This window comes from Pseudoalteromonas tunicata (assembly GCF_002310815.1).
GTDB lineage: Bacteria > Pseudomonadota > Gammaproteobacteria > Enterobacterales > Alteromonadaceae > Pseudoalteromonas > Pseudoalteromonas tunicata.
Genome location: NZ_CP011032.1, coordinates 2,880,620 through 2,902,895 on the forward strand (window position 1 = coordinate 2,880,620; position 22,276 = coordinate 2,902,895).

The window sequence follows — 22,276 nt, forward strand, 5'->3', positions numbered from 1 at the left end:
TCACTACTGCATAACAAAGCCAGTAAATAATATCCGTTCAACTACTTTGTTTCCTTCTATTTCGGTTAAAGTATCTTGAACATTTTTTAACGCTTTGGTACGTAATGTTTCTTTGCCAGCACTGGTGCTTAACTCATCAGCGTTTGAGGTTGAAAATACACTTAATAAAGTGCCTTCAATCAACGGAATGTGTTTTTTGGCAGCCTCTTCATTAACATCACCGCGTACTAATAGCTGTACTTTAATTTGCACTAAACGATCACGACTGGCACCAGGAACATTAAAAACAAATGGTCTTGGCATACCAACATACAGGGCTGAGCCCATTTCTGCAGATGATTTATCTGCGGCTTCAGATTTAGCTCCATCGGCACTGGCATTTTCAGCGAGGGTTTCTTCTTGAGCGGGTGTATCATCACCTGACATCATAAAAAAAGCACCGCCACCACCTGCAATTAAAACGACTACTGCGATGATAATAAACAGCATTTTTTTGCTTTTGCCGCCGCCTTCTTCTATTTGTAGATCTTTTTCGTCTGCCATGGTGATATCTCGTTAATTAGACTTTCTATATTATTGCTTTGAATTCAGCCTAATAGCAATTATTGTTATGCGTAAAAATCAACGCCACCGGGTCGAGTGCTTGCAATTCGAGCGGTTGTGATTGAACTTTGAACTATTTCATCACCAAAAGCCTTTTCATCCCGACTTTGCGACTGCTGTCCTTGCTGTTGTTCACTACCTTGCTGGTTTTGTTGCTCAATACTACTTTCACCTAAATTAATCCCTTGCTCAGCAAGCATTTCTTTTAAACGAGGCAATGATTGTTCCAGCGCTTCTTTGGCTTGTTGATTCTGTACTACAAAATTAATTTGAGCTTGCTCGGCATCACTGCGCACTCTAATTTGCATACTGCCAAGCTCAGGTGGATCTAATCGAATATCTGCTTCATGTTTATTCAGGCTCAGCATAACACTCACCCGATCATGAAGCTCTTTAGCTGCTTCACTGCGAAACATATTAAGTACTTGTGAAGGTACAGCTTCTGTTGGAGCTGGCGCATTAACCTGCGTGCGCTGTGTTACTAATTGATTAATATTACCAATACTGTTGATGTTAGCTTCATTTTCAATATTTACATGAGTTGCTAACGCAGGTTGATACACACTATTTTGTTCAGGTGTTAAACGCTCAACCAAACCAAGCACTAACTTTTGCGCTGCATGCTGTAATTTATCGACATCGTTTATATCTTCTTTGCTTTTTGCCGTTACTTCGCCTTCAGCATTAATAGCTAAATTCTTAGCAAGCTTTTGATTTTCTTGCTCAGTGTTAGGCGTCATCTCTAGAGCTACCTCACCTTTTGCTAAGGAAGAAGTGTAAGCTTGCGATAACCTAGCTGAATCATCTACGCTTTTTGCGTTAGCTAAAGTCGAAATAGAAGCCGATTCAGTCGGTTCTAAACGTAACTGATCCGGCTGATTACCTAACGCCGTGTCGATTTTTTGTCGTGTTTGTCCTGCTTGATCTAATGAATTAGAGACTAAAGGTAATACTGGATTAGCTGATTTTTTTAGCTCTCGAATATTCAATTCATTTGCTAATACAGGCGCATTTAGGGCCAAGGGCTCTGCGGTTACATTTTTACTTGTTGTGGTAACTATGTCTGTAATTTTAGCGAGTAAATCTTGCAATACTTTTTTATCAAGCCCAAGTTCACCAGCCAATTTATCCACTTGAGCGCCAAGTTTATTCATTACTGCTGAAATCTCACTTAACTGCGAGGCCGGCACTCGAAGCTTGGCAACTTCAATCTCAAATGCTTCTATTTCTGCAAGTGGCGTAGCTAACTCTGTATTACTTGATTTAAGCTCTGCGGCAACTTGAGGTAACAATTCACTTAATGCGCTTAACAATTTTGCCGTATCTTTTGTTTGTCCAACTGATTCATTAGACGATGTTACAGGCTTAAAAGTAAGCTCGACATCACCTTTAATGGCATTAAGCCCTACAGCTAATTTTTCACCTGTTGCAACAGTAATCCCATCATCATGTACCTGCTCCATTAACTGAAGAATTCGCTGCTCGACTGATTGCATCGTTTGTTTAGCAGCAACAGTAAGTTCATTGTTAGTCTTTTGCTCAATATTTACAGAGGCAACCTTTCCAGATTCCGGCGTAAGGATTGCCGACGCGGGGGTTTTTAACAGGGTGTCTAAATCAATATTCTTAGCTATTTTTGCATTGTTTGATAAATCGAGCTCAGACTCAATGGATTTTGCATCATCCCCAAAATCACTTACTAACATCTCAGATTTAATTTCATCGGTTGCTAAAGCTTGAGCAGAAACGGCTGTCTCTGTTTTTTCAACAGATTGCCCAAGCCAAGCAGCTAATAAACTTGAGGAAGAAGACACAGTCAATAGAGCTTCATCAGCTGAGGTTGCCGCATTGTGCCCTGATGCTACTTGGCTCAATGGTGTGAGAGTAAAACTGCGATTTAACGCAGCTAATTTATCGACTGATGTACTTAATCCTTCGCTATTTTCAGGCTCAAGCGTTGAAATTTGACCGCCTTGATTGGGGTCCATACCAAAGTTTTCTTTAAATATTTTGACATCAATTACAGCTGTCGCTGCATGTTGCAATTGGCTAAACAACGCATTTACAGCAGGATTATCTGACGCTTCAACTGCTTTTTCTGCAGCTAGTTCAATTGTTTTTTCTTTCGTTTGCTCTTCAGCTAAAAGCGGTGTTGATGCGTTAATTGCGTCATCATTGGCTGTTAATTCTGTTGCCAATTCGGAACTCTGTTTATTTGAGTTTGACGCCTCTTTATTTTTAGCCAAAACCAACACTGCTGGCTCATGCTTTTTTACTTGAGAAACTTGAGCTGTATTATCAAGCGTTTCTGAAAACAGTGATGAAAATTCACTTTCACTGCCCTCAAGTTGTTCTGAAGACTGTTTTTTATCAAAACTGATCGCTAAATTTAAGCTGTTTTCAACACTCGCCATATTTCACCCCAAAAATTCCCAGTCAACACACCGAACTTAATGCTGTTTTTATTCAGCAGGCGCTAAAGAAATTATTAGCAATTTTTAGACCAATGTTGCTTTTTTAAGACGCATAAACGCATTAGTGCTGTATTCGTCTAACATTTTCTGTTCATCTTTTTGTAATTTTTGCTGAATTTTCACATCTTGTTTTTCAATTAATTTAGCAATTGCAGATGTTTTTGTTTGCTGCGCTAGCCACAATGATTTTCGCTGCTCAACCACTTGTTTTGCGGTATTAATTACTTGATTCTGCTGCACCATTGCCGACTCAATTTTAGCAATAAACAATTGAAATTGATTAAATTTATCACTACCAAGCCCTTGCTTTCCTCGCTCGTGTAGCTGTTTCATATAATCAAGACGAAAATCCGATAATCCAGTCAATTTAGTTTGGCTTTCGAGCAAATATTGCTGTGCTTTAAGATATTCAGCACGGCGCGCTTCTTCTTGATCTTTATTGATTTTTAGTACTAAACCTAACTGTTTGCTTGCCATGATTTACATTCCTCAAGCTTGCCCTAGTAAACGTGCTAATCCACTTAAGGATTCGTCATACGGAATGACTTCTTTCATAGTTTGCTGTAGAAAGCCATTCACCATCGGCATCATCGAAATCGACTTATCTAAAATAGGATCTGCGCCTTTTTGATAAGCACCCAAAGTAATTAAGTCTTTGTTTTGTTGGTATAAAGAATAAACCTGCTTTAATACTCGGGCTTGTTGCATATGCGCTTCAGAAACAACTTGTGGCATGACCCGTGAAATTGATTTTTCGATGTCAATTGCGGGGTAATGACCACTATCAGCGAGTTCACGCGAAAGGACTATATGGCCATCTAGAATCGCTCGGGCTGCATCAGCAATGGGGTCTTGCATATCATCACCTTCTGACAACACCGTAAAAAAGGCAGTAATTGAACCTTGCCCTTTGCCGCCATTGCCGGCACGTTCAACCAAGGCAGGTAATTTAGCAAAAACAGATGGTGGATAGCCTTTGGTTGCAGGGGGCTCACCAACCGCAAGGGCAATTTCGCGCTGCGCCATGGCATAACGGGTGACCGAATCAAGGAGCAATAAAACATTTAACCCTTGATCACGAAAGTATTCTGCAATTGTAACAGCTGTTTCACAGCCTTTTAAACGCATTAAGGGCGATGCATCAGCAGGAGCGGCAACTACAACTGAGCGTTTGCGCCCTTCATCACCCAAAATTTCTTCAATAAACTCTTTTACTTCTCGACCACGCTCGCCAACTAGGCCAACCACAATCACATCGGCAGACGTTCCTCGGGTCATCATGCCAAGTAAGACCGACTTACCGACACCGCTGCCCGCAAAAAGGCCCATTCGCTGACCTTGACCTACGGTGATAACGGCATTAATGGCGCGCACGCCCACATCCATTGGCTGAGTAATAGCTCGCCTAGCAAGTGGATTAATGGCATTTTGCGCAAATTTAAGTTTCTTTTCGGCTTTTATTGGCCCTAATCCATCGATTGGACGACCAAGGCCATCAACGACTCGGCCAAGCAGGCTCATGCCGACAGGTAATCCGGCTTCTTTAACTTGTGGAATAACCCGAGCACCAGGCAATACACCCGAGAGTGCATCGTTGGGCATCAGATAGAGAACATCACCATTAAAACCGACCACTTCGGCATCAATAAAGCCGTTTAATGTTTCGATTTGACATTGGCTGCCAACAGGGGCTTTAACACCTCTGGCTTCTAAAGTAAGCCCCACAACCCGAGTGAGGCTACCTGCAACAGCAGGTGGCACTTTACGGATATGTTTTTGATATTGAGAAATCTTGTCTGGTAAAGCCGAGTTTTGCATGCTTATTCGTCGTGTTTTTGACGGTCGATTCCTGAATTATGCAAAAAACTATCCAAGGTTTCACTGATGCGATATTTAACTGTGTAATCTATTGAAGAATTAGGTGTTTTAACGATGCAACCGCCCTTGGCAATACTTGGCTCAGTTTTTAAATACCAGCCACGTTTTGCTATTTCTTCGGCACCGTAACTTTGCTCTACTAGCTCCAAATCTTCTGGATTAAGCTGTAATTCAATCTCTGGGGTATTGTGAGGTAATGCATCAATACACTGCTTAAGCGTCGCTAAAATCGCTTGAGGATTTGTTTTAACCTCTGTAAATACAATGGCCTCAGCAAGCGCAACAGCTAGATGAACTAACTGCTGTTCAACCGTTTCATCATAATCGCGTAGCGGTTTATGCAATGAATCGATTAGTGCTTGTAATGCCTGTAACTTTTCATCCACCAAGGGTTTAGCCAGCTCAAGTCCTTGCTCTTTCCCTTGCTCAGAACCTTCATCAAACCCCAGTTTTAAACCATCGGATTTACCTTCATTTAGACCAATAGCATACCCTTCGGCGTGACCTTGTGTCATGCCTTCATCAAATGCATCTTGGCGAATTTGTTCTATTTCTTGTAAGGTTAACGGCGCAACCTCTTGCTCAATTTCAGGCTCAGGTTGAGTGACGACTTTAGGTTTGTTTTGATACTGTAACTCCATCGGTGTGCCAAATGCTGTAGAACGCCCTTTTAAATTATGACGTTCATCTTGCACCTCAGGTACCGGCCAGTTTTTCAGCAGCTCTCGAACCGCTTCTTCTGATTGAATTGCATGACCTTTTAAAAAGCGCGTACTCATAGTCCGTACTCAAAACAACTAACATTAACCGATGTCATTATAAGAATTCCTCACCACCACCGCCACCAAGCATGATTTCACCTGAATCGGCTAATCGTCTTGCGACTGATAAAATTTCTTTTTGTGCCGCTTCTACTTCGCTGATCCGCACTGGGCCCATGGCCTCCAGATCATCAGCCAGCATTTCGGCTGCTCGTTTTGACATATTTTTAAGAATTTTTTCTTTCAGATTATCGTCAGCGCCTTTAATCGCTTTCATTAATACATCTTGTTGAACATCACGTAAAATAGCTTGAATTCCGCGGTCGTCGACGTCCATTAAGTTTTCAAATACAAACATTAAGTCTTGGATTTGCTGCGACATTTCTTCATCATGTTCTCGAATTGAATCCATTAACTGGCCTTCAATATTAGTTTCTAAGTAGTTCATGATGTCTGCAGCAGCTTTTAAGCCGCCCATTTTCGCCGCTTGTGCACCCGCTTGACCTGCGAATTGTTTTTCCATGATCTCATTCAATTCTTGCAGCGCAGCAGGTTGTACTTCTTCTAAATTAGCGATTCGCATTGTTAAATCTAAACGCACTTTTTCAGGGAATTGGGAAATAATTTCCGCTGATTGCTCCGGATCTAAATATGCCAATACTATGGTTTGAATTTGCGGATGCTCATTACGAATAATGTTTGCTACTTGTTTTGAATCCATCCATTTTAAGGAATCAAGACCTTTAGCACCCGATCCCATAATAATTTGGTCAATCAAGTTAGCCGCTTTTTCTTCACCTAATGCGGCAGTAAGTGCTTTACGAATAAACTCTTCTGATTGAAAACCAATTGTACTAAAGCTTTGAATTTGTTCTATAAACAAACGGTGTACCGCGCTAATTTTGTCTTGACTTAAATCAGACAAACTCGCCATCGCCATACCCACTTTTTGTACTTGTTTAGGTTCTAAATGTTTCAGAATTTGCGCAGCATCTTCTTCAGAGAGACTCAATAACAAGATGGAGGCTTTTTCTACGCCATCGAGTTTATCAACATCAAACCCTTTTTTAGCTTCTTTATCAGTCATCTTCAGTCAACCATGCTTTAACTACTTGAGAGGATAGTTCAGGTTCATTTGCTACCAGTGCACGAACCGCTTTAAGTAAATCTTCATCACCATGTAAGTCTGGTAACTGTAAAGTACCATCTGCTGAGAAACCAACGGCTGATTCATCAAATGTTTGATTGAGCATATCCAGTGTACTATCACCAATATCAACCCCTGAGCTCATTGCATCATCATCATAACTTTCAAGCGTATCATCTGGGTAGATAAGTTTCTTAAGCATCGGTCTTACAACAGCGATAATCAAGACGATAATGACTAATGCGCCCATCACTAAACGAGCAATTTTAAAGAACCAGGGTTGCTCCCACATTGGTAGTTCAGCGACATCTTCAATATAAGGTTGAACAAAGGGAACGGTGACCACTTCAAGGGCATCGCCACGTTGCATATCAAAACCAATACCACCTTGTAGTAAACGACGAATATTTGATAATTCTTGCTGACTACGCGGCTCGCGAGTGGCCTGAGCACCATCGGCACCGGCGGTGCTGTTATAGTTAATTGCCACTGAGACACTAATACGTCTGATCACGCCAGTTTGTTGACGCTTGTGTGAAATAGTTGTATCGAGCTCATAATTTCGGGTCGCTTCTTTTTGATTACGACTTGGCGCACTGTTTGATGCACTGCCTTGGCCTGCTTTTTCTGGAATAGCTGAATTAACCGGTGGTTGATTAGACAATGCACCTGGAATACCCACAGCTAACCCACCAATGTTGTTTTCTTCGCGGGTCATTTCACTGCGTACCGCAGGTAAATCTGGGTTATAACGCTTTTGAGTTTCTTCGACCGAGCTAAAATCCATCACTAAATCAACTTGGGCAGTATAGTTACCAAGCCCAACAACGGGGATCATGATTGAATCGATTTTTTCGATATATTCTTGTTCGCGTTTACGCTCCACTTCATATTCTTTACGTGAGCGGGCAGCGAGTGAATCTTGTGAGCCTGAATTGAGTAAGCGACCATTTTGATCTGTCACAGTTACACGAGCTGGTTCTAGTCCTTGTACTGCTGAGGCGATAATATCAACAATAGAATCAACTTCTTCACCATTTAAAATTCGGCCACGTTTAAGGGTTAAAACCACAGTCGCTGATGGTGATTTTTCTTGGCGAGCAAATACGTTTTCTTTTGGAAGGGCTAATAATACTTTTGCACGAACAACATTTTGTAGCTCTTCAATAGTACGAGCTAACTGTTGTTCACGGCTATGTTTTAAACGTTCACGTTCAAGGCGTTGACTAACACCAAATCCCATATCTTGCATTAAGATATCAGTACCAGAATTAGGAGCTTGATCTAATCCTTCACGTGCCATCATCAACTTAATATTTTGATAGCCTGTTTCTGGTACATAAATGGTATTACCTTCGAGTTTATAATCCACTTTTTGTGCATCTAAAAAATCGAGAGTTTGAATTAGCTCATCAGTTGGCATAGTACCAAGCGGGCGCATATCTGGCTGACGTGCCCAAATAATGATGAATACAGCAATGGCCACACAAATGGTCAAAGCAATAATGAGCGTCACTTGACGTAAAACATCAACCCCACCTAGCGCACCAAGAAAGCCTGATTTTTGTTCCTGTTCTGAATCGCTTGGGCCATCACTTGAGATCATTCCACCCGAGTTGGCTAGTGCGAGATCAGTTGATTGATTATCTTGCGTCACAGTTTTACTCCATCACACCTAGACAGGCATATTCATGATATCTTTATAGGCTTCAACAAGTTTATTACGTACTTGTACCGTAGCCTCAAATGCAACAGATGATTTTTCAGATGCAATCATAGCTTCAGCTAGCGAGACTCGGCGGTCGCCCATTTCAACTGCGGTCACTTTAGTTTTTGCATCTTGTTGAAGCTCGCTCACCGTATCAATTGCATTGCGCAGTAAGCTACTAAAATCGGCACTTGAAGAAGGTGCGGTAGGTAAACGATTAGAAACATTTTGACCCGCTTCCATCGCGATTGATTGCATTTCTTGTAACAGTGAATTGCCTGATATGTTCATTTTAATCTCTTGAGAATATCCAACTATACTCTTCAAAAGCAAACATCATACCAACTTAATTAACCATTTAAATACAAAAGCTTACATTCAGATTTTGGCATTTAATTACAGCTGACAGATTATTGACAACAAAGAAGCCAGCTAAGCTGGCTTCTTTGTAATTTCGCATTGTGTCTTTTTTATGACGCTTAGCCTGGCACTGCAATACCGGCATCACGCATTTTAGCTAATTTATAACGCAGTGTTCTTGGACTGATGCCCAGTTTGTCGGCAACGTCTTTACGGCTGCCCTGACACGCTTCAAGAGTTTCTAAAATAATTTTATTTTCTTGATCTTTCAGCTCGTCTTTAAAACTGCCATTGTTATTACTCTCTACAGTCAATGGCGTGGCAGTGGCACTGACTAATTTTGGCCTTAAACATTCGAGATAAATTGCATCTTCATCAATAATGCCATTATGCTGCAAAATTAAAGCGCGTTGGATCACATTATCAAGCTCACGCACATTACCTGGCCACTCATGCAGATATAACTTATCTTCTGCGGCTTGCGTTAAGGTCGGTGCCAGCGTTTTTGATTTTTGACAATGACGTTCAATTAAATGTTTTGCTAATGGCAAAATATCTTCTGGACGATCTTTCAGAGGCAGCCACTCGAGTGGAAATACATTTAAGCGATAATATAAATCTTCGCGAAATACTCCATCGGCAACCGCCTGTTTTAAATCGCGATTACTGGTTGCAAGTACTCTAACATCCAGTTCAATAATTTTACGACTGCCCAAACGCTCCACTTCGCGCTCTTGTAGCACGCGAAGTAATTTAGCTTGCAGACTTAAATCCATCTCGGTGATTTCATCAAGTAAAATGGTGCCTTTTTGCGCTTGTTCAAATTTACCTGGGCACGCTTGAATAGCGCCAGTAAATGCCCCTTTTTCATAACCAAATAAGGTTGATTCGAGCATATTTTCCGGAATTGCCGCGCAGTTTATCGCAACAAAAGCCTCGTCAGCCCGAGCTGAATGATCGTGAATAAAGCGAGCGAGCACCTCTTTGCCTGAACCGCTTGGCCCCATTACCATCACACTGGCATCTGAGCGAGCAACTTTTTGCGCCAATTCTAATAACGCGATACTGCTTGGGTCAGCGACCACAGGCCCGTCGGTTTCTTTTTCTTTTTCAGGAAGATACCGACTTACCATATTGAGCAATACTTCTGGCGCAAAAGGTTTAGCCATATAGTTAATCGCACCTAAGCGCATGGCTTCAACCGCATCGTTAATTGTGGCATAGGCCGTCATCATCAATACTGGCAGGTCTGGATAATTAAGCTTGATGCTTTTAAGTAAATCAATGCCCGACATGCCACCCATCTGTACATCGCTCACGACTAACGAGACTTTATGTTTTTTAAGGGCCATTAAAGCATTTTCAGCACAATCGGCAGCAATACAATGAATGCCTGCCAGTTCAAGCGTATCGATTAATGCCTCTTGTAAACCAGCATCATCTTCGACGACTAAAATCGTATTTTCGTTCATGATTCCTCCGATAAATCGGCTGTTGGGAATACGGGTATATGGATATTAAACGTGGCACCTTTATTTGGATTATTTACCAAACTCACCCGCCCTTGATGACTTGTTGCTATAGAATTAACCACCGCAAGACCAAGACCGGTGCCTTGGCTTCGAGTAGTAAAAAAAGGTTCAAAAATTTTCTGTTGTAAGGCTAATGGCACACCTGGACCATTATCACTGACAGAAATCACAACACCATTTTCGATGCTAGGATCCCGCGCTGCCGATAAAACAACTTGTGCGCCTTTGCCAATAATGTGCACACTGTTATGAATTAAATTACCAATGGCGCCAGCAAGGGCCGTTTTGTTACCGGTAATTTCAATGTCTGGCTCTGGTAACTCAATAATTAATTGTGCGTGATTGAGATTCATCATCGCTTCCGATCCAAGTTTTACTTCGCTTAATAATTGCTGCAAAGACAGTTTTTCGACCACTTGCTGTTCGCCACTTTTGGCAAATAGCAGCATGTCATTCACTTGGGTTTCTAAATCTTTTAGTCGCGACATTAATTTGCTATGAAAACTGGTTTTAGCATCACCTGTAAGTGCTTTATTGCCTAAGTTAGCTGCATAGAGCATGGCCGCAGATAGCGGAGTGCGCACTTGATGTGCCAATGTCGCCACCATCTTACCTAACGCACTTAAGCGCTGCATATGAGCAAGCCGTTCTTGTAGGCGCCTTGTTTCTGTCAAATCTGTCATTAAAATCAGTTGGCCAGGCTCTGGTGACAGTGCTGAAATCTCAAGTTTAACGCGTCGACCATCACGTAATGACACCTCATGGCCATCATCTTGTCTTGGATTAAAAGAGCGCTGGATCACAGTAAGCCATTTTTCACCTTCAAGAGGCTCACCGAGCATACTAATGGCTATTTGATTCGCTTTAGCAATCATACCTCGGCCATCAAGTACTATGACGCCTGCAGGCAAAGTATCAACTAGATGACTTAACCAACTTGCTTGCTGGCGCAGTTCACTGAGCTCACCAATGTAGGCTTCTTGCAACAAACACGGATTGTATTGGTTGGGATTAAAATCATTTCGATAAACATGTGCTAAGGCCATAATATCTCTAACTCAACTGACTAAGACTAGTTAGTAAAAGCAAAGATCGAGCCAAAAATTTTAATGTTTATATTCAGTTAGTTATGTGTTTAATTGCATTTTTTATGGCGTCAAATTAATGACTTTGAAGGGTTTAGCAATACGCAGCTATTAAACTGCGCTTGCCATAATAATCTGAATTAATCACGATTAAGATTATATTTTTTCATTTTTTCAACTAAGGTGGTGCGCCTCACACCTAGGACTTCAGCCGCTCTTGCTACAACATAATCATATCTATCAAGCGCTTGGCTAATTAAGCTAATTTCAAGTTCAGCTAAAAAATCTTTCAGATCAATACCTTCATCGGGTAATAAACCAAAGGTATGTTCAGCTTGATTAAACTGATTACTTGGCTCTTCTTCTGAAAAATCATCAAACCCTGCGCTAAAAATGTCATTAAGTGCTTGTCGCTCTAAAATCTCTTCAGGATATTCAGGAATATAAGCATCTAAATCAACATGTTGATATTTTTTAGGTAAATCAGCGGCATCCACTACTTTTTCTGGAAACATAATCGCCATACGTTCAACCAAATTAGCAAGTTCACGCACATTACCCGGCCAATCATGCTCTTGTAACGAAGCAAGCGCCCGCTCAGTAAACTTAGTGCTTGCGCCACCTTGATTTACATTACGCTTCATCACTTCTTTTAATAATAAAGGAATGTCTGCTTTACGATCTCGTAGCGAGGGATTATCAATTGGAAATACATTTAAACGATAATAGAGATCTTCACGAAAGCGCGCTTCTTCAATCATTTGCTCAAGATTACGATGAGTAGCAGCAATAATGCGCACATCCGCTTTAATTGCTTTGGCACCACCAACACGTTCATAGGAACGCTCTTGCAAAACGCGAAGAAGTTTTACTTGCATTTGCAAAGGCATATCGCCGATTTCATCTAAAAATAAAGTCCCACCTTGAGCTAACTCAAAGCGCCCTTTTCGGGTTGAAATTGCCCCTGTAAACGCACCTTTTTCATGGCCAAATAACTCACTTTCGAGTAACTCACCAGGAATTGCGCCACAGTTTACTGGCACAAAAGGGCCATTACTTCTAGGTGATAACAAATGTACATTACGAGCAACCACTTCTTTACCTGTACCTGACTCACCTAAGATGAGTACATTTGCTTCGGTTTTTGCCACTTGGCTAATTAAAAAGCGAACTTCTTGTACTACAGGTGTTTCGCCAACTAAACCATCAAAGCGCTGTTTTTCGTCATCATGGCGACGCTTACCAGGTATTAGGCGTTGGTACTCTTGGCAATCATGGATCAGTTGGGTCGTCAGAGCATAATTAAACGGCTCGTTAATTAAACCAACAACATTTGCTAGGGATAACAAAGGCTTGAGTGTATCGCCAATCAGCAAAAATGGGACCGCGGGATGAGCACGAATTAACGCTTCATGATCAATAAATGACGATGCACCTAAAATAAACGCAGTGACCGATTCAGGAACTTTAACAAAGTTAAGATAATTTTCGTCATTGACCAAACAATTAGTTTCATTGATAAAACTTAAAGATGCAGAAAGCCCATAAGCCCGCTGCTGGTTTTCATCTAAAATCAAAATCGTGTTATTTTCGGTCATGCTGACTGCACTACTTTTTTTATTATTGCTTTAGATTGTAAAGTGAATACTCGTAGATGCAAGCACAAGCGGCAAATTTTTGACGTTCAATACGATTTTTTGACATTCAGTCCCGATTATTGCAAGGCTTTGTTTCTCTTATAATAAATTAAGTACAAATCAATACGAAAATAGCATTAGTGCAAAATGCTTAAAACTTATAATAAGTGCTTAACAACATCTGATGTTAAATTAGCCTGCGCTTTTAAACTCATAGCCGCTTCAACTTGCATTTTATTTTTTAAATATTCACTAATTTGTGCTGCAAAGTCAGTATCTTTAATAGCTGAAAGTGATGTCGAGTTGGCTATTTTTTGTGATGATTGCACCGATAAATCAGACAACTGTTGTTGCTGTAACGCACCAACCGCTGCTGAGGCGCTATTAAGGTTTGTTAAGTATTGCTCACTTTGCATTATTACACTTTGTGCGCCACTGGCTGAGCTTAAATCACTATTTGTAAAATTCTGCGCGCTAGGATCAAACCCTAAGTTACCGACCAATTGACTATCAGAAGAAAATATCGGCTGCCCGCCAAACGTTGTTTGCGCTGAAATAAGGGATATTTGCTCCCCTAACCCTGAAATTTCTTGAGCAATTGCAGCTCGCCCTGCCGCATCTAAACTGCCATTACCAGCAGCAATACTGAGCTCATTGATTCGGCCTGCAACTTCTGTAAGCCCAGAAAAGCCACTTTGAGCAACTTGATAATACGAAATTACATCATTGGTATTCCGCGCCTGATTATCTAAGTTATTGAGTTGGGTCAGTAAACGATTCGAGAGCTGTAAACCTGCCGCATCATCCTTGGCTGCGTTGATTTTAAAACCAGAACTTATTTTTTGCTGACTGCTTGTTACTTTATCAAGTTGAGTTGTAAGGTGAGTATTGATCTGATTGGTAATGGTTGTCATAACGTATCCTCCAAACTCTTATAAGGATAGTTGAACTTGCACATTTAACGAGCAATTAAATTACTGTAATAACGCAAGCGCAATTTGCGGCAGTTGATTCGCTTGCGCTAATAATGTGGTGGCCGCTTGTTGAGTAATCTGCATTTTAGTGAGCTCTGCGGTTTGAATAGCAAAGTCCGTATCCCTTATTCGCGATCGGCTCGCTGAAGCATTTTCAATAATGTTATTTAAATTATTAATGGTTTTATCTAGTCGGTTCATACTAGCGCCCATTAAGGCCCGTTGTTTATCAACAATCGTCAGTGCATCATCAATCGCAAAGATGGCAAACTGCGGTTGGTCGACCAATTCAGTATATTCTAGGCCCAAATTTTCTGTGCTAAAACTGCCAAGGGTAAACCCTATTACTTGCTGTGAGCGAGCGCCTACCTGTAAATTAATGTATTCACCGCCGGCACCATGAACTTGAGTTTCATAATCTTGCAGTCTAATTTGGCCCCCTCCAGGTTTATCATATGTAGCCCCGGTATCAAAATCAGACCTTGAATTATCATTGTCATCAAGCACTAAAAACTCTTGGAACCCTTTAGAGCCATCTAAACGCCCACTGCCTGTGCCTTGCATGGTGTTTTCGCGCACTTCGCCATCGGAGGCATCTTTTCCACCTAACGCCCCATTGTCGAGATTGGTTAAGTCCATTTTGTTTTCAACAAAAATTTGTAACCGAGTTTTAGTTGCATCAAGAGGGTCTTCACCGGTTGTCATCATATCGGTAAAAAAATCGGCTTCGTTGCTCCAAATAGCGCCACTTGCTGTATTTAAAGATGCATCAAAACTTTGCCCTGTAGTCAGTTCACTCATTAAAGACTGCAGGCCATTTTGACCAATCTCTTGATACATGTAGCGCATAGCCAAATACCCACCAGAATAAACAGCAGCAACCTCGGCTGCGGTACCCGGACTAAATGGCATCACTCCTTGAAGATCTTTGAGGCTATTGTTGCCACCAGCAGCACCATCATCAATGATATTTTTCAGGCCAAGCCCTGCACTGTCTTGTGCTACGCGACTATCAGCGCCACGAATAGCCTCAGCAGTACCTTCTAAAAACCAAATTGGCAAATTAGTTAATTGAAAATTAGAGGCCATGGTGGCATGCACCATTTCATGTAATAAGGTTTCATTTAACGCCAAACTTGAATCATCATGAATATCTGCTGAAGTAGCAAAATCCCCTTTATCGATGACCATTACCATTTGTACTGCTTGACCACCTGAATAAGCTGGTTTTACATATGCAGCGGTCCCTCCATCACCATCCACATATTCCAAATCGATTTTTAATGTGCCTCGACCCATTAAACCAAGCTGATCTTGAATGATATCTTCAGATTCTGATAGCCAAGTGCGCTGCAGCGCTTTGACCATATCACGCTCAACAGTATCAACTAACGAGCCGCTGGCTTTTTGAAATAACTTTTTTGAACCAAAACTAGTTGCATCACTGATGCGGTTAATTTCGCGTTTTAACTCAATAAACTCTTCATTTATCGCTTTTCGGTCAGTTTCTGAGTAAGTCGCATTGGCAGCTTGTACGGCTAAGTCCCGCATGCGCTGTAAGGTATTGGTAATTTCTTGTTGCGCACCTTCGGCAACTTGGAGCATGGAAATACCATCATTCGCGTTACGGGTTGCGACTGACATACCATTTATTTGTGAGGTGAGTCGATTTGAGATTTGTAACCCAGCAGCATCATCTTTTGCAGAATTAATACGCAGTCCAGAGGATAATTTCTCCATCGCCGAATTTAAACCAGCCGTTGCCTTGCTCAAACTACGTTGGCCATATAAAGCTGTCGTATTGGTTGCAATTTTCATATATCGTCTGGACAAAAAACAATCTAATATTTCACTAACGGCCGATTTGGAAAAAACTAAAGTATTTTTTTAAATTTTTTATGCTAAATTTTTTTTACCTATGGTCGATAAGTTGGTATAGATGGATTTAAATCCTACTTTTTGGCACGCATCGTGCTTAAATTTATGCATTATATCTATGTTTATTCCATGAAAATACAGGTGCAACATGTCAAGATTATCAATCCAAAAATATAAAGATATGAAAATTAATGGGGCAGCAAACGCAAACCCGTATGAGCTTATTAATATTGTATTTACCAGTATTATTGGAAAGTTAACTGCAGCAAAAGCCTATATTGATCGTAACGATTACGAACATAAGGGCATCATGATTGGCGAGAGCATTTCATTGTTTGGCGCATTACAAGACAGTTTGGATATGGAAAAAGGCGGTGACATTTCTAATAACCTTTATAGCCTATACGAATTTTCACAAACTCATTTAGTGCAAGCAAACGTTAATAATTCAAAAGAAATGATCGATGAGATCTTAGAAATCGTTAAAACTATCAAAGAAGGCTGGAATAGTATTCCACTTGATGTTCGTAATCAGTATTTAGAGCAAAAATCTGCTGTAGGCGCATAATGTCTTCAATAATCATTCAATTGCTCGGTGAGTTACAACAAACTCAGCTTGATATTCAAAGCGCAATTAAAAGCAGCGAACATGAGCTTATCAAACAACTAGATAAACAGCGCCTAATGCAGCTGCAAATGCTGTTTTCACAACCAACTGACGAATTAGTTGGCTTTTTACCTCAACTTAAAAAATTAGAAAACACAGCCTTAGGCATTAATAAAAACGCACAGCTTGCTTTAGGTGAATTAAAGCAAGCTGTGGTAAAACATAAAAATTCATTGAAGGGCGTTAAAAAATATCAGTTAAATCGATAATCTTCTGCAGTCTAAATTTTGGGTAAAACAAACAACTCTTGAATTAAAAACGTTGAACTTTTTTCTCTTATTGGTCGTTTTTAAGAGCAAAAGGTGGATTAGCGAGTCTCTTACAAGTCAATCCACGACTCAAGTTAGTAAGCACCTATAATTTCATTGGTTTTAACTTTAATCGGCTCATCCTTAAAATGCTGCTTTAGGTTATTTAATAACATATGCACTTCTTGTGTTTGGCCTGTCATCCCTTTTGCTTTAGAACCTTGATCAGTATCTTCGGATGCAATCACTGTAGTTAAGTTTGAGATGGAGTTTGCTGATATAGCTGAGAAATCAGGTAATTTAGGTGACTGACAAATCAAGCTATAGAGGGTTAAATCAGCTTGATTAAGCGCAAGAACCTCATCCAAAACCGCTGAGGCGTCAAACAAATATTCGGCAGATGTTTCATTCATTCGCGGCATTAAAACATTCGAAAGCTTAAGTTTTGATAAATAATATTCAATGAACAGCGTGATATGTTCTGTGCTAGCAAAATAAGTAAAATGCTGCTGTAAATGGTCAAATACTGTTTGGCCAAATTCGCTACTATTACAATGCTCAGGAACCTTTGCAAATAATTGTTTTGACATCACATTCTGATTAGCTTCATCTTTATAAAAAGCAACAAAATCAATAATGTTAGGAACTTTTTGATGGCGCATACAATAATATGTAAAGCTAGAAACAATACGCTTAAAGGGCTCTCGCACTATGGTCATCAAATTCATTGCCGGATCAAATTTTTCATGTTCAGGAAAACTAAAGTGGCTGGCATAAAACGTTTTTTTATTACAGGGCAACGCTTTTATTTGCTCAAAAAATTCGGCTTCATCATACTTTACTACTTCAGTATGGTTCAAATTTAAAGGAAGCTTATTTTGCCCTATAGACGATAAATACAGGGCATAATATAAGCTCAAACCACCTGTTTTAGGAATGTGATAAAAAAAAGTAGCCTTATCATCTAGCTCATTTAAATCAGCATAACTGCGATAAAAACTAGCATCAACCAAAGCAACTAATTCATTTAATGTGTGATTCATAATTTATACCTTGTGCATTAATGGACGGTCCAGCCACCATCTAAAATCAACGATTGTCCAGTCATGTAATTTGATAACTGACTACTTAAATAAGCTATAGCGCCTTTAACATCTTCTTCAATGGCCATCCGCCCAAGTGGTACACGCTGATGATATTTTTCTAAAAATGCAGGATCTTGACCTCGAAATACACCGCCAAGCACAATATTATTGACTCGCACTGATGGGGCTACGGTACACGCCATCCATTTTGTAAGCTGCATTAGACCAGCTTTACTTGCAGCATAAGCGGCTGGGTTCCCCATATCCGTACCTTCGTACATCACCATTTGAGGGCCAACCACACCATAAATTGAGGAAATATTAATAACCGACTTAACCGCATGATCATGAGCTTTGAGTAGCGGTAAACACAACTGTGAAATTAAAAATGGCGCTGATAAATTCACATCTAAACAAGCATTAAAAGTTTCAAACGATTGCTGCTCAAAAGGGACACACCAACCTGTTAGTTTGTCTGTGCCAACAAAAGCCGCATTATTAATTACGATATGTAATTGCCCTGATGTTATCTCTGCAACACTTTTTATCGCCGCACGAATAGCTGACTCCTGAGCTAAATCACAATCAATAACTTCAACCTTTTGATGGTTCGACAAACTAAAACTCTCTTTGGCTGCGACTAATGCATCATGATGACGATCGAGCAAAATCACACTCGCACCTTGCTCTAACAGCGTTTGGCAAGCCATTTTACCAATGTGACCCGCACCACCAGTTATTAAAGCCCAACAACCGGTTAAATCTTGTAGCTGATTAAGGGTTCTCATTTTTTACCTTTTTATTCATTAAAAACTCAGCAATATCAAAATCATATTGTGTATCAATATCAATCGCTCGCTCTTTTGGCACCACAATACCTAGCGTTTTTCCAGACAATACACCTGTATTTTCTAAAATAAAACGCGCCGTCGAGACGTAAAAAACGGTGGTTACATCCCACACCACAGGCACATCTTGGCGTCGAACATAGTTATGCTCATTAATCACCAGCTCAATCAAACCAGCATCATTTTGCACGACCATATTAAAATAAGGACTACGATCTGCTGTTGTAATACCAAGAGCTAAATCGGCATCGCTTACGCTAAATTGCGTGAGTGCATTGGTGACATCTTGGGCATCTCGAAGGGGAGCGGTCGCCGGTAAGCTAATAAAAATATCATCAAGGCCCATTTCATTGTTTTGCACCAACTGCTCAACCGCATGTTGCCACGCATGCCATTCACTTGCAGTATCTGCCGCTAAATGCTCTGGCCGATTAATAACTTTAGCCCCCGCCTGAGCGGCGATAGCGGCAATTTCGTTACCATCGGTTGAAACATAAACATCATTAATTAATGGATGTGTGCGGCCAGATTCTATCGCGTACTCAATCAGCGGTCGGCCGCATAAAGGCTTGATATTTTTATTTATAATGCCTTTAGAACCAGCTCTTGCAAACGTAAAAGCAATAATTTTTTTAGGGCTCAAGAAATTAACTCCAAATGCACAGTTTGGCCTTTTGCAGCACTTTGCCGAATAGCATCAATCCAGCGCATTGTTTTATAAGCAGTATTCAGTGAATCAAGATTTGCTTGATTCTTTATCATTAAAAAATGCTGCAATTGACTTATATATTGTTGATTTGTGTCTTCTTTAATATCAATAACTTGCTCTGTACCATCATGTCTACACAGCACCAGTTGCTGCAAAATTAAGTCCCAGCGCAACACGCCCAACTCACCATAAACATGCAAATAACGACTCGGCTGCTGTTGTAACATATCAAGCTTAACTATAATTGCTGCTTGCAAACCATCGGCTAAATTAAAGCTACCAGAGATAACCGCTTGGTTTTCACAGTCCATAGTTAAAATAGAATGGTTTAACAACGTAGCCTGTACCGCAATTTTTTCGGGCGTAAACAGCGCAAGTAAATAATCAAGTTCATGGCTTAATTCAAGCAATACGCCACCGCCTAACGCTGCATTTGCCGAAACCGCGGTTTGATAATTTTTGTGTGGCCGCCAATTTGGCAAGTATTGGCCGACAGCGGCATCAATTCGCCAGATCCGACCAAGCTCTTTGTGTTGTAAAACAGCCAACACTTGTGCAAAACCTTTAGTGAAAGCTAAGTTATAACCCACTTGCACGCTAGTGCCCTGCAACCTTGCATCACTTACCAGCTTTTTTCCTTCAGCGGCATTCATTGCCAAAGGCTTTTCAATCAAACAAGGAATTTTTGCTGCAAGTAACTGCAAGGCATACTCAATATGGCTATTGGTGGGCGAGCAAATAATACAAAAATCAAAGCGACCTTTTAAAGAGTCGCTCGTTGGAAGAGCCGAAATCTGCTCCGATGCAATCGGGTAATCATCTATTGCAGTATCTGAATGGCGAAGCACTGTTAGGAATTTAATCGCATTTAAGGCAATTAAATTATTGATATGTCGCTTGGCAATATTGCCATAACCAATTATTAGTACGTTATACATAAGCAATACTAAAAAAAGTTAATCGCATCGCTTTGCGCTCGCTCGAAATCCGACATTCGCCCAATATCGAGCCAATACTCATGAATTGGAAACATAGAAATACGCTCTTCATTGGCCAAACAAGCATTAATTAAATCTGGCATGTCTAGGTATTCATTCACTTTGAGCTTATGGATCACCTCAGGTGAAATGACGTAAATGCCCGCATTCACGAAGTATTTTTCTACCGGTTTTTCAACAATATTGGTAACACGATTATTTTCAGATTGAATAACGCCATATGGAACTTGAAACTCATATTCACGCACACACATGGTTACAGCGGCTTTTTCTTCTTGGTGATAGGCAAGCAATTCTGAAAAGTCGACTTTTGTCAGTAAATCACCATTCATTAAAATAACGGGTTCAAACACATCGGGTAATAAACTGAGCGCACCGCCTGTGCCTAGAGGGGTTTTTTCTTCAATATATTCAATATCGACCCCTAAGGTACTGCCATCACCAAAATAATCTTTAATCATATCGGCTTTGTAATGCACTGATATATAAAACTGCTCAAACCCAAAGCTAGAAAAGCTTTCAATGATATTTTCTAAAATTGGCTTGCGGCCCACTTTTAACAATGGCTTAGGGCAACTTGAAGTCAGAGGTCTTAAACGCGTGCCAAACCCACCTGCCATAATAAACACCGGATTAGTCAGTTTGCCTACACCAAATAAATGGTCACGGGTTTCAATGCCTAAAATACGTTGATCTTGAGTTAAAATTGGGATGTGCAACAATTTATTCACTTCCAACAAATGTTTGATTTTACTTGCACTATCGCCTTGAAATGCGGTGACGGGTTTATGTGACATAATCAAATCCACTGCCGAGTTAAGACCATGATAAGCTAATATTGCGCGACGAATATCACCATCGGTAATGACGCCTACCAGTTGATGTTGCTCATTGATAATTAAAACTATTTTTAACGTTGAAATGTTTAATGCGTTAATTGCATCTTGCATTGTGCTGTTTAATGGCAAAATAGCCTGTTCAAGAGACGTAATCATATTCATCACCTATTTAGTTGCGGTCACGGTCCACTCTTTGGTGAAAATACCATCGCGGTCACCATTTTGCTGATAGCCATATTTAAAACTTGAAAAAGCAGCAAATAAAATCGGCAAATCGTGCTCGGCGGTAAAACGAGTGCAACCAGTGCCAGACATTGGTCCAACTGCCGGTAAATAGCAGTTGTAACTAATTTCTTTACCTGTCTCATCGCCTAAAGTGCCTTTGGCAAACGCACGCGAATACAGCAAGCCATTTGGTTTTAATACCCGAGCGATTTCAGCATACGCTTTTTTTGAATCTTCAAATTCATTACAACTAATAGCTTCGATATCAATTACGGCATCAAAACTTTCATCGTCAAAAGGTAAATGTAAAAAATCCCCGACTTTTAATTCACCTTGCCAATGAGGGACTTCTGCGGCCAAGCGGTTATGAGCTTTTTCGATAGCAGAGGCTGAACCTTCAACGGCATACACCGAAAAACCTTCACGGGCTAAGTACCAAATATTGGCACCTGGGCCACAGCCAACTTCTAAGACTTTAATAGTTGCACGGTCTTCAACCGCATAAAAATTACGAGCGATAAAGCGAATAATGTCTTCGCCTGGGTATTTACCCCACTCTCGTGAACTAAAAATTTTTTCCCACGTTTCATCCCAAGCCATCATGATCACCTATAAAAAAA

General features: G+C 40.5%; 21 protein-coding genes. 2 read left to right on the forward strand and 19 right to left on the reverse strand.

What is annotated here, in order from left to right; all coding sequences use genetic code 11:
• Window positions 1–3 precede the first annotated feature (3 nt).
• From fliL to PTUN_RS22235, 13 genes are all read right to left on the reverse strand, one after another.
• Window positions 4–543, reverse strand: coding sequence for a flagellar basal body-associated protein FliL (fliL, locus tag PTUN_RS13120; protein WP_009837406.1), 540 nt, complete (start codon window positions 541–543; stop codon window positions 4–6).
• 65 nt (window positions 544–608) lie between these two features.
• Window positions 609–3,017 (reverse strand): flagellar hook-length control protein FliK, encoded by a 2,409-nt coding sequence (locus PTUN_RS13125; protein ID WP_009837407.1) that lies wholly within the window; start codon window positions 3,015–3,017, stop codon window positions 609–611.
• 84 nt (window positions 3,018–3,101) lie between these two features.
• Window positions 3,102–3,554 (reverse strand): flagellar export protein FliJ, encoded by a 453-nt coding sequence (gene fliJ / locus PTUN_RS13130; protein WP_009837408.1) that lies wholly within the window; start codon window positions 3,552–3,554, stop codon window positions 3,102–3,104.
• Window positions 3,555–3,566: 12 nt separating this feature from the next.
• Window positions 3,567–4,895, reverse strand: coding sequence for a flagellar protein export ATPase FliI (gene fliI, locus PTUN_RS13135; protein WP_009837409.1), 1,329 nt, complete (start codon window positions 4,893–4,895; stop codon window positions 3,567–3,569).
• Window positions 4,896–4,897: 2 nt separating this feature from the next.
• Window positions 4,898–5,734, reverse strand: coding sequence for a flagellar assembly protein FliH (gene fliH, locus PTUN_RS13140; RefSeq protein WP_009837410.1), 837 nt, complete (start codon window positions 5,732–5,734; stop codon window positions 4,898–4,900).
• A 37-nt stretch (window positions 5,735–5,771) separates the two neighbouring features.
• Window positions 5,772–6,803, reverse strand: coding sequence for a flagellar motor switch protein FliG (gene fliG / locus PTUN_RS13145; RefSeq protein ID WP_009837411.1), 1,032 nt, complete (start codon window positions 6,801–6,803; stop codon window positions 5,772–5,774).
• Complete coding sequence (gene fliF, locus PTUN_RS13150; RefSeq protein ID WP_009837412.1) at window positions 6,796–8,520, reverse strand: flagellar basal-body MS-ring/collar protein FliF; 1,725 nt, start codon at window positions 8,518–8,520, stop codon at window positions 6,796–6,798. Before fliF ends, fliG begins: the two co-directional genes overlap by 8 nt.
• Window positions 8,521–8,538: 18 nt before the next feature.
• Complete coding sequence (gene fliE, locus PTUN_RS13155; protein WP_009837413.1) at window positions 8,539–8,862, reverse strand: flagellar hook-basal body complex protein FliE; 324 nt, start codon at window positions 8,860–8,862, stop codon at window positions 8,539–8,541.
• 188 nt (window positions 8,863–9,050) lie between these two features.
• Window positions 9,051–10,403: a sigma-54-dependent transcriptional regulator gene (locus tag PTUN_RS13160; protein ID WP_009837414.1), complete on the reverse strand. Its 1,353-nt coding sequence runs from the start codon at window positions 10,401–10,403 to the stop codon at window positions 9,051–9,053.
• Window positions 10,400–11,509 (reverse strand): sensor histidine kinase, encoded by a 1,110-nt coding sequence (locus tag PTUN_RS13165; protein WP_009837415.1) that lies wholly within the window; start codon window positions 11,507–11,509, stop codon window positions 10,400–10,402. Before PTUN_RS13165 ends, PTUN_RS13160 begins: the two co-directional genes overlap by 4 nt.
• Window positions 11,510–11,688: 179 nt before the next feature.
• On the reverse strand, window positions 11,689–13,146 hold the full coding sequence (locus tag PTUN_RS13170; RefSeq protein WP_009837416.1) for a sigma-54 dependent transcriptional regulator: 1,458 nt from the start codon (window positions 13,144–13,146) through the stop codon (window positions 11,689–11,691).
• 197 nt (window positions 13,147–13,343) lie between these two features.
• Complete coding sequence (locus PTUN_RS13175; protein WP_009837417.1) at window positions 13,344–14,099, reverse strand: flagellin; 756 nt, start codon at window positions 14,097–14,099, stop codon at window positions 13,344–13,346.
• A gap of 60 nt (window positions 14,100–14,159) precedes the next feature.
• Window positions 14,160–15,977: a flagellinolysin gene (locus PTUN_RS22235; RefSeq protein ID WP_009837418.1), complete on the reverse strand. Its 1,818-nt coding sequence runs from the start codon at window positions 15,975–15,977 to the stop codon at window positions 14,160–14,162.
• Window positions 15,978–16,185: 208 nt separating this feature from the next.
• On the opposite strand from PTUN_RS22235, the gene fliS reads away from it, so the two are divergent.
• On the forward strand, window positions 16,186–16,605 hold the full coding sequence (fliS, locus tag PTUN_RS13190) for a flagellar export chaperone FliS (RefSeq protein ID WP_009837419.1): 420 nt from the start codon (window positions 16,186–16,188) through the stop codon (window positions 16,603–16,605).
• On the forward strand, window positions 16,605–16,913 hold the full coding sequence (locus tag PTUN_RS13195) for a hypothetical protein (protein WP_009837420.1): 309 nt from the start codon (window positions 16,605–16,607) through the stop codon (window positions 16,911–16,913). Before fliS ends, PTUN_RS13195 begins: the two co-directional genes overlap by 1 nt.
• A gap of 134 nt (window positions 16,914–17,047) precedes the next feature.
• On the opposite strand, the gene PTUN_RS13200 is transcribed toward PTUN_RS13195, so the two are convergent.
• The 6 genes from PTUN_RS13200 to PTUN_RS13225 are packed head-to-tail and all read right to left on the reverse strand — an operon-like array spanning window position 17,048 to window position 22,259.
• Window positions 17,048–17,995: a sulfotransferase family 2 domain-containing protein gene (locus PTUN_RS13200; RefSeq protein WP_009837421.1), complete on the reverse strand. Its 948-nt coding sequence runs from the start codon at window positions 17,993–17,995 to the stop codon at window positions 17,048–17,050.
• A 17-nt stretch (window positions 17,996–18,012) separates the two neighbouring features.
• A complete protein-coding gene (locus PTUN_RS13205) occupies window positions 18,013–18,825 on the reverse strand; it encodes an SDR family oxidoreductase (protein WP_009837422.1) in 813 nt (270 codons plus the stop codon).
• Window positions 18,812–19,528: an acylneuraminate cytidylyltransferase family protein gene (locus tag PTUN_RS13210; RefSeq protein WP_009837423.1), complete on the reverse strand. Its 717-nt coding sequence runs from the start codon at window positions 19,526–19,528 to the stop codon at window positions 18,812–18,814. The genes PTUN_RS13205 and PTUN_RS13210 overlap by 14 nt, the downstream gene beginning before the upstream one ends.
• On the reverse strand, window positions 19,525–20,532 hold the full coding sequence (locus PTUN_RS13215) for a Gfo/Idh/MocA family protein (protein ID WP_009837424.1): 1,008 nt from the start codon (window positions 20,530–20,532) through the stop codon (window positions 19,525–19,527). Before PTUN_RS13215 ends, PTUN_RS13210 begins: the two co-directional genes overlap by 4 nt.
• Window positions 20,533–20,540: 8 nt before the next feature.
• On the reverse strand, window positions 20,541–21,587 hold the full coding sequence (locus PTUN_RS13220; RefSeq protein WP_040643653.1) for a nucleotidyltransferase family protein: 1,047 nt from the start codon (window positions 21,585–21,587) through the stop codon (window positions 20,541–20,543).
• A gap of 9 nt (window positions 21,588–21,596) precedes the next feature.
• Window positions 21,597–22,259, reverse strand: coding sequence for a class I SAM-dependent methyltransferase (locus tag PTUN_RS13225; protein WP_009837426.1), 663 nt, complete (start codon window positions 22,257–22,259; stop codon window positions 21,597–21,599).
• Window positions 22,260–22,276: the final 17 nt, after the last annotated feature.

Bases quoted from the DNA above. Each gene is read 5' to 3' on its own strand.
- fliL (WP_009837406.1), bottom strand. From the start codon at position 543: ATGGCAGACGAAAAAGATCTACAAATAGAAGAAGGCGGCGGCAAAAGC.
- PTUN_RS13125 (WP_009837407.1), bottom strand. From the start codon at position 3,017: ATGGCGAGTGTTGAAAACAGCTTAAATTTAGCGATCAGTTTTGATAAA.
- fliJ (WP_009837408.1), bottom strand. From the start codon at position 3,554: ATGGCAAGCAAACAGTTAGGTTTAGTACTAAAAATCAATAAAGATCAA.
- fliI (WP_009837409.1), bottom strand. From the start codon at position 4,895: ATGCAAAACTCGGCTTTACCAGACAAGATTTCTCAATATCAAAAACAT.
- fliH (WP_009837410.1), bottom strand. From the start codon at position 5,734: ATGAGTACGCGCTTTTTAAAAGGTCATGCAATTCAATCAGAAGAAGCG.
- fliG (WP_009837411.1), bottom strand. From the start codon at position 6,803: ATGACTGATAAAGAAGCTAAAAAAGGGTTTGATGTTGATAAACTCGAT.
- fliE (WP_009837413.1), bottom strand. From the start codon at position 8,862: ATGAACATATCAGGCAATTCACTGTTACAAGAAATGCAATCAATCGCG.
- PTUN_RS13160 (WP_009837414.1), bottom strand. From the start codon at position 10,403: ATGAACGAAAATACGATTTTAGTCGTCGAAGATGATGCTGGTTTACAA.
- PTUN_RS13165 (WP_009837415.1), bottom strand. From the start codon at position 11,509: ATGGCCTTAGCACATGTTTATCGAAATGATTTTAATCCCAACCAATAC.
- PTUN_RS13170 (WP_009837416.1), bottom strand. From the start codon at position 13,146: ATGACCGAAAATAACACGATTTTGATTTTAGATGAAAACCAGCAGCGG.
- PTUN_RS13175 (WP_009837417.1), bottom strand. From the start codon at position 14,099: ATGACAACCATTACCAATCAGATCAATACTCACCTTACAACTCAACTT.
- PTUN_RS22235 (WP_009837418.1), bottom strand. From the start codon at position 15,977: ATGAAAATTGCAACCAATACGACAGCTTTATATGGCCAACGTAGTTTG.
- fliS (WP_009837419.1), top strand. From the start codon at position 16,186: ATGTCAAGATTATCAATCCAAAAATATAAAGATATGAAAATTAATGGG.
- PTUN_RS13195 (WP_009837420.1), top strand. From the start codon at position 16,605: ATGTCTTCAATAATCATTCAATTGCTCGGTGAGTTACAACAAACTCAG.
- PTUN_RS13200 (WP_009837421.1), bottom strand. From the start codon at position 17,995: ATGAATCACACATTAAATGAATTAGTTGCTTTGGTTGATGCTAGTTTT.
- PTUN_RS13205 (WP_009837422.1), bottom strand. From the start codon at position 18,825: ATGAGAACCCTTAATCAGCTACAAGATTTAACCGGTTGTTGGGCTTTA.
- PTUN_RS13215 (WP_009837424.1), bottom strand. From the start codon at position 20,532: ATGTATAACGTACTAATAATTGGTTATGGCAATATTGCCAAGCGACAT.
- PTUN_RS13220 (WP_040643653.1), bottom strand. From the start codon at position 21,587: ATGATTACGTCTCTTGAACAGGCTATTTTGCCATTAAACAGCACAATG.
- PTUN_RS13225 (WP_009837426.1), bottom strand. From the start codon at position 22,259: ATGATGGCTTGGGATGAAACGTGGGAAAAAATTTTTAGTTCACGAGAG.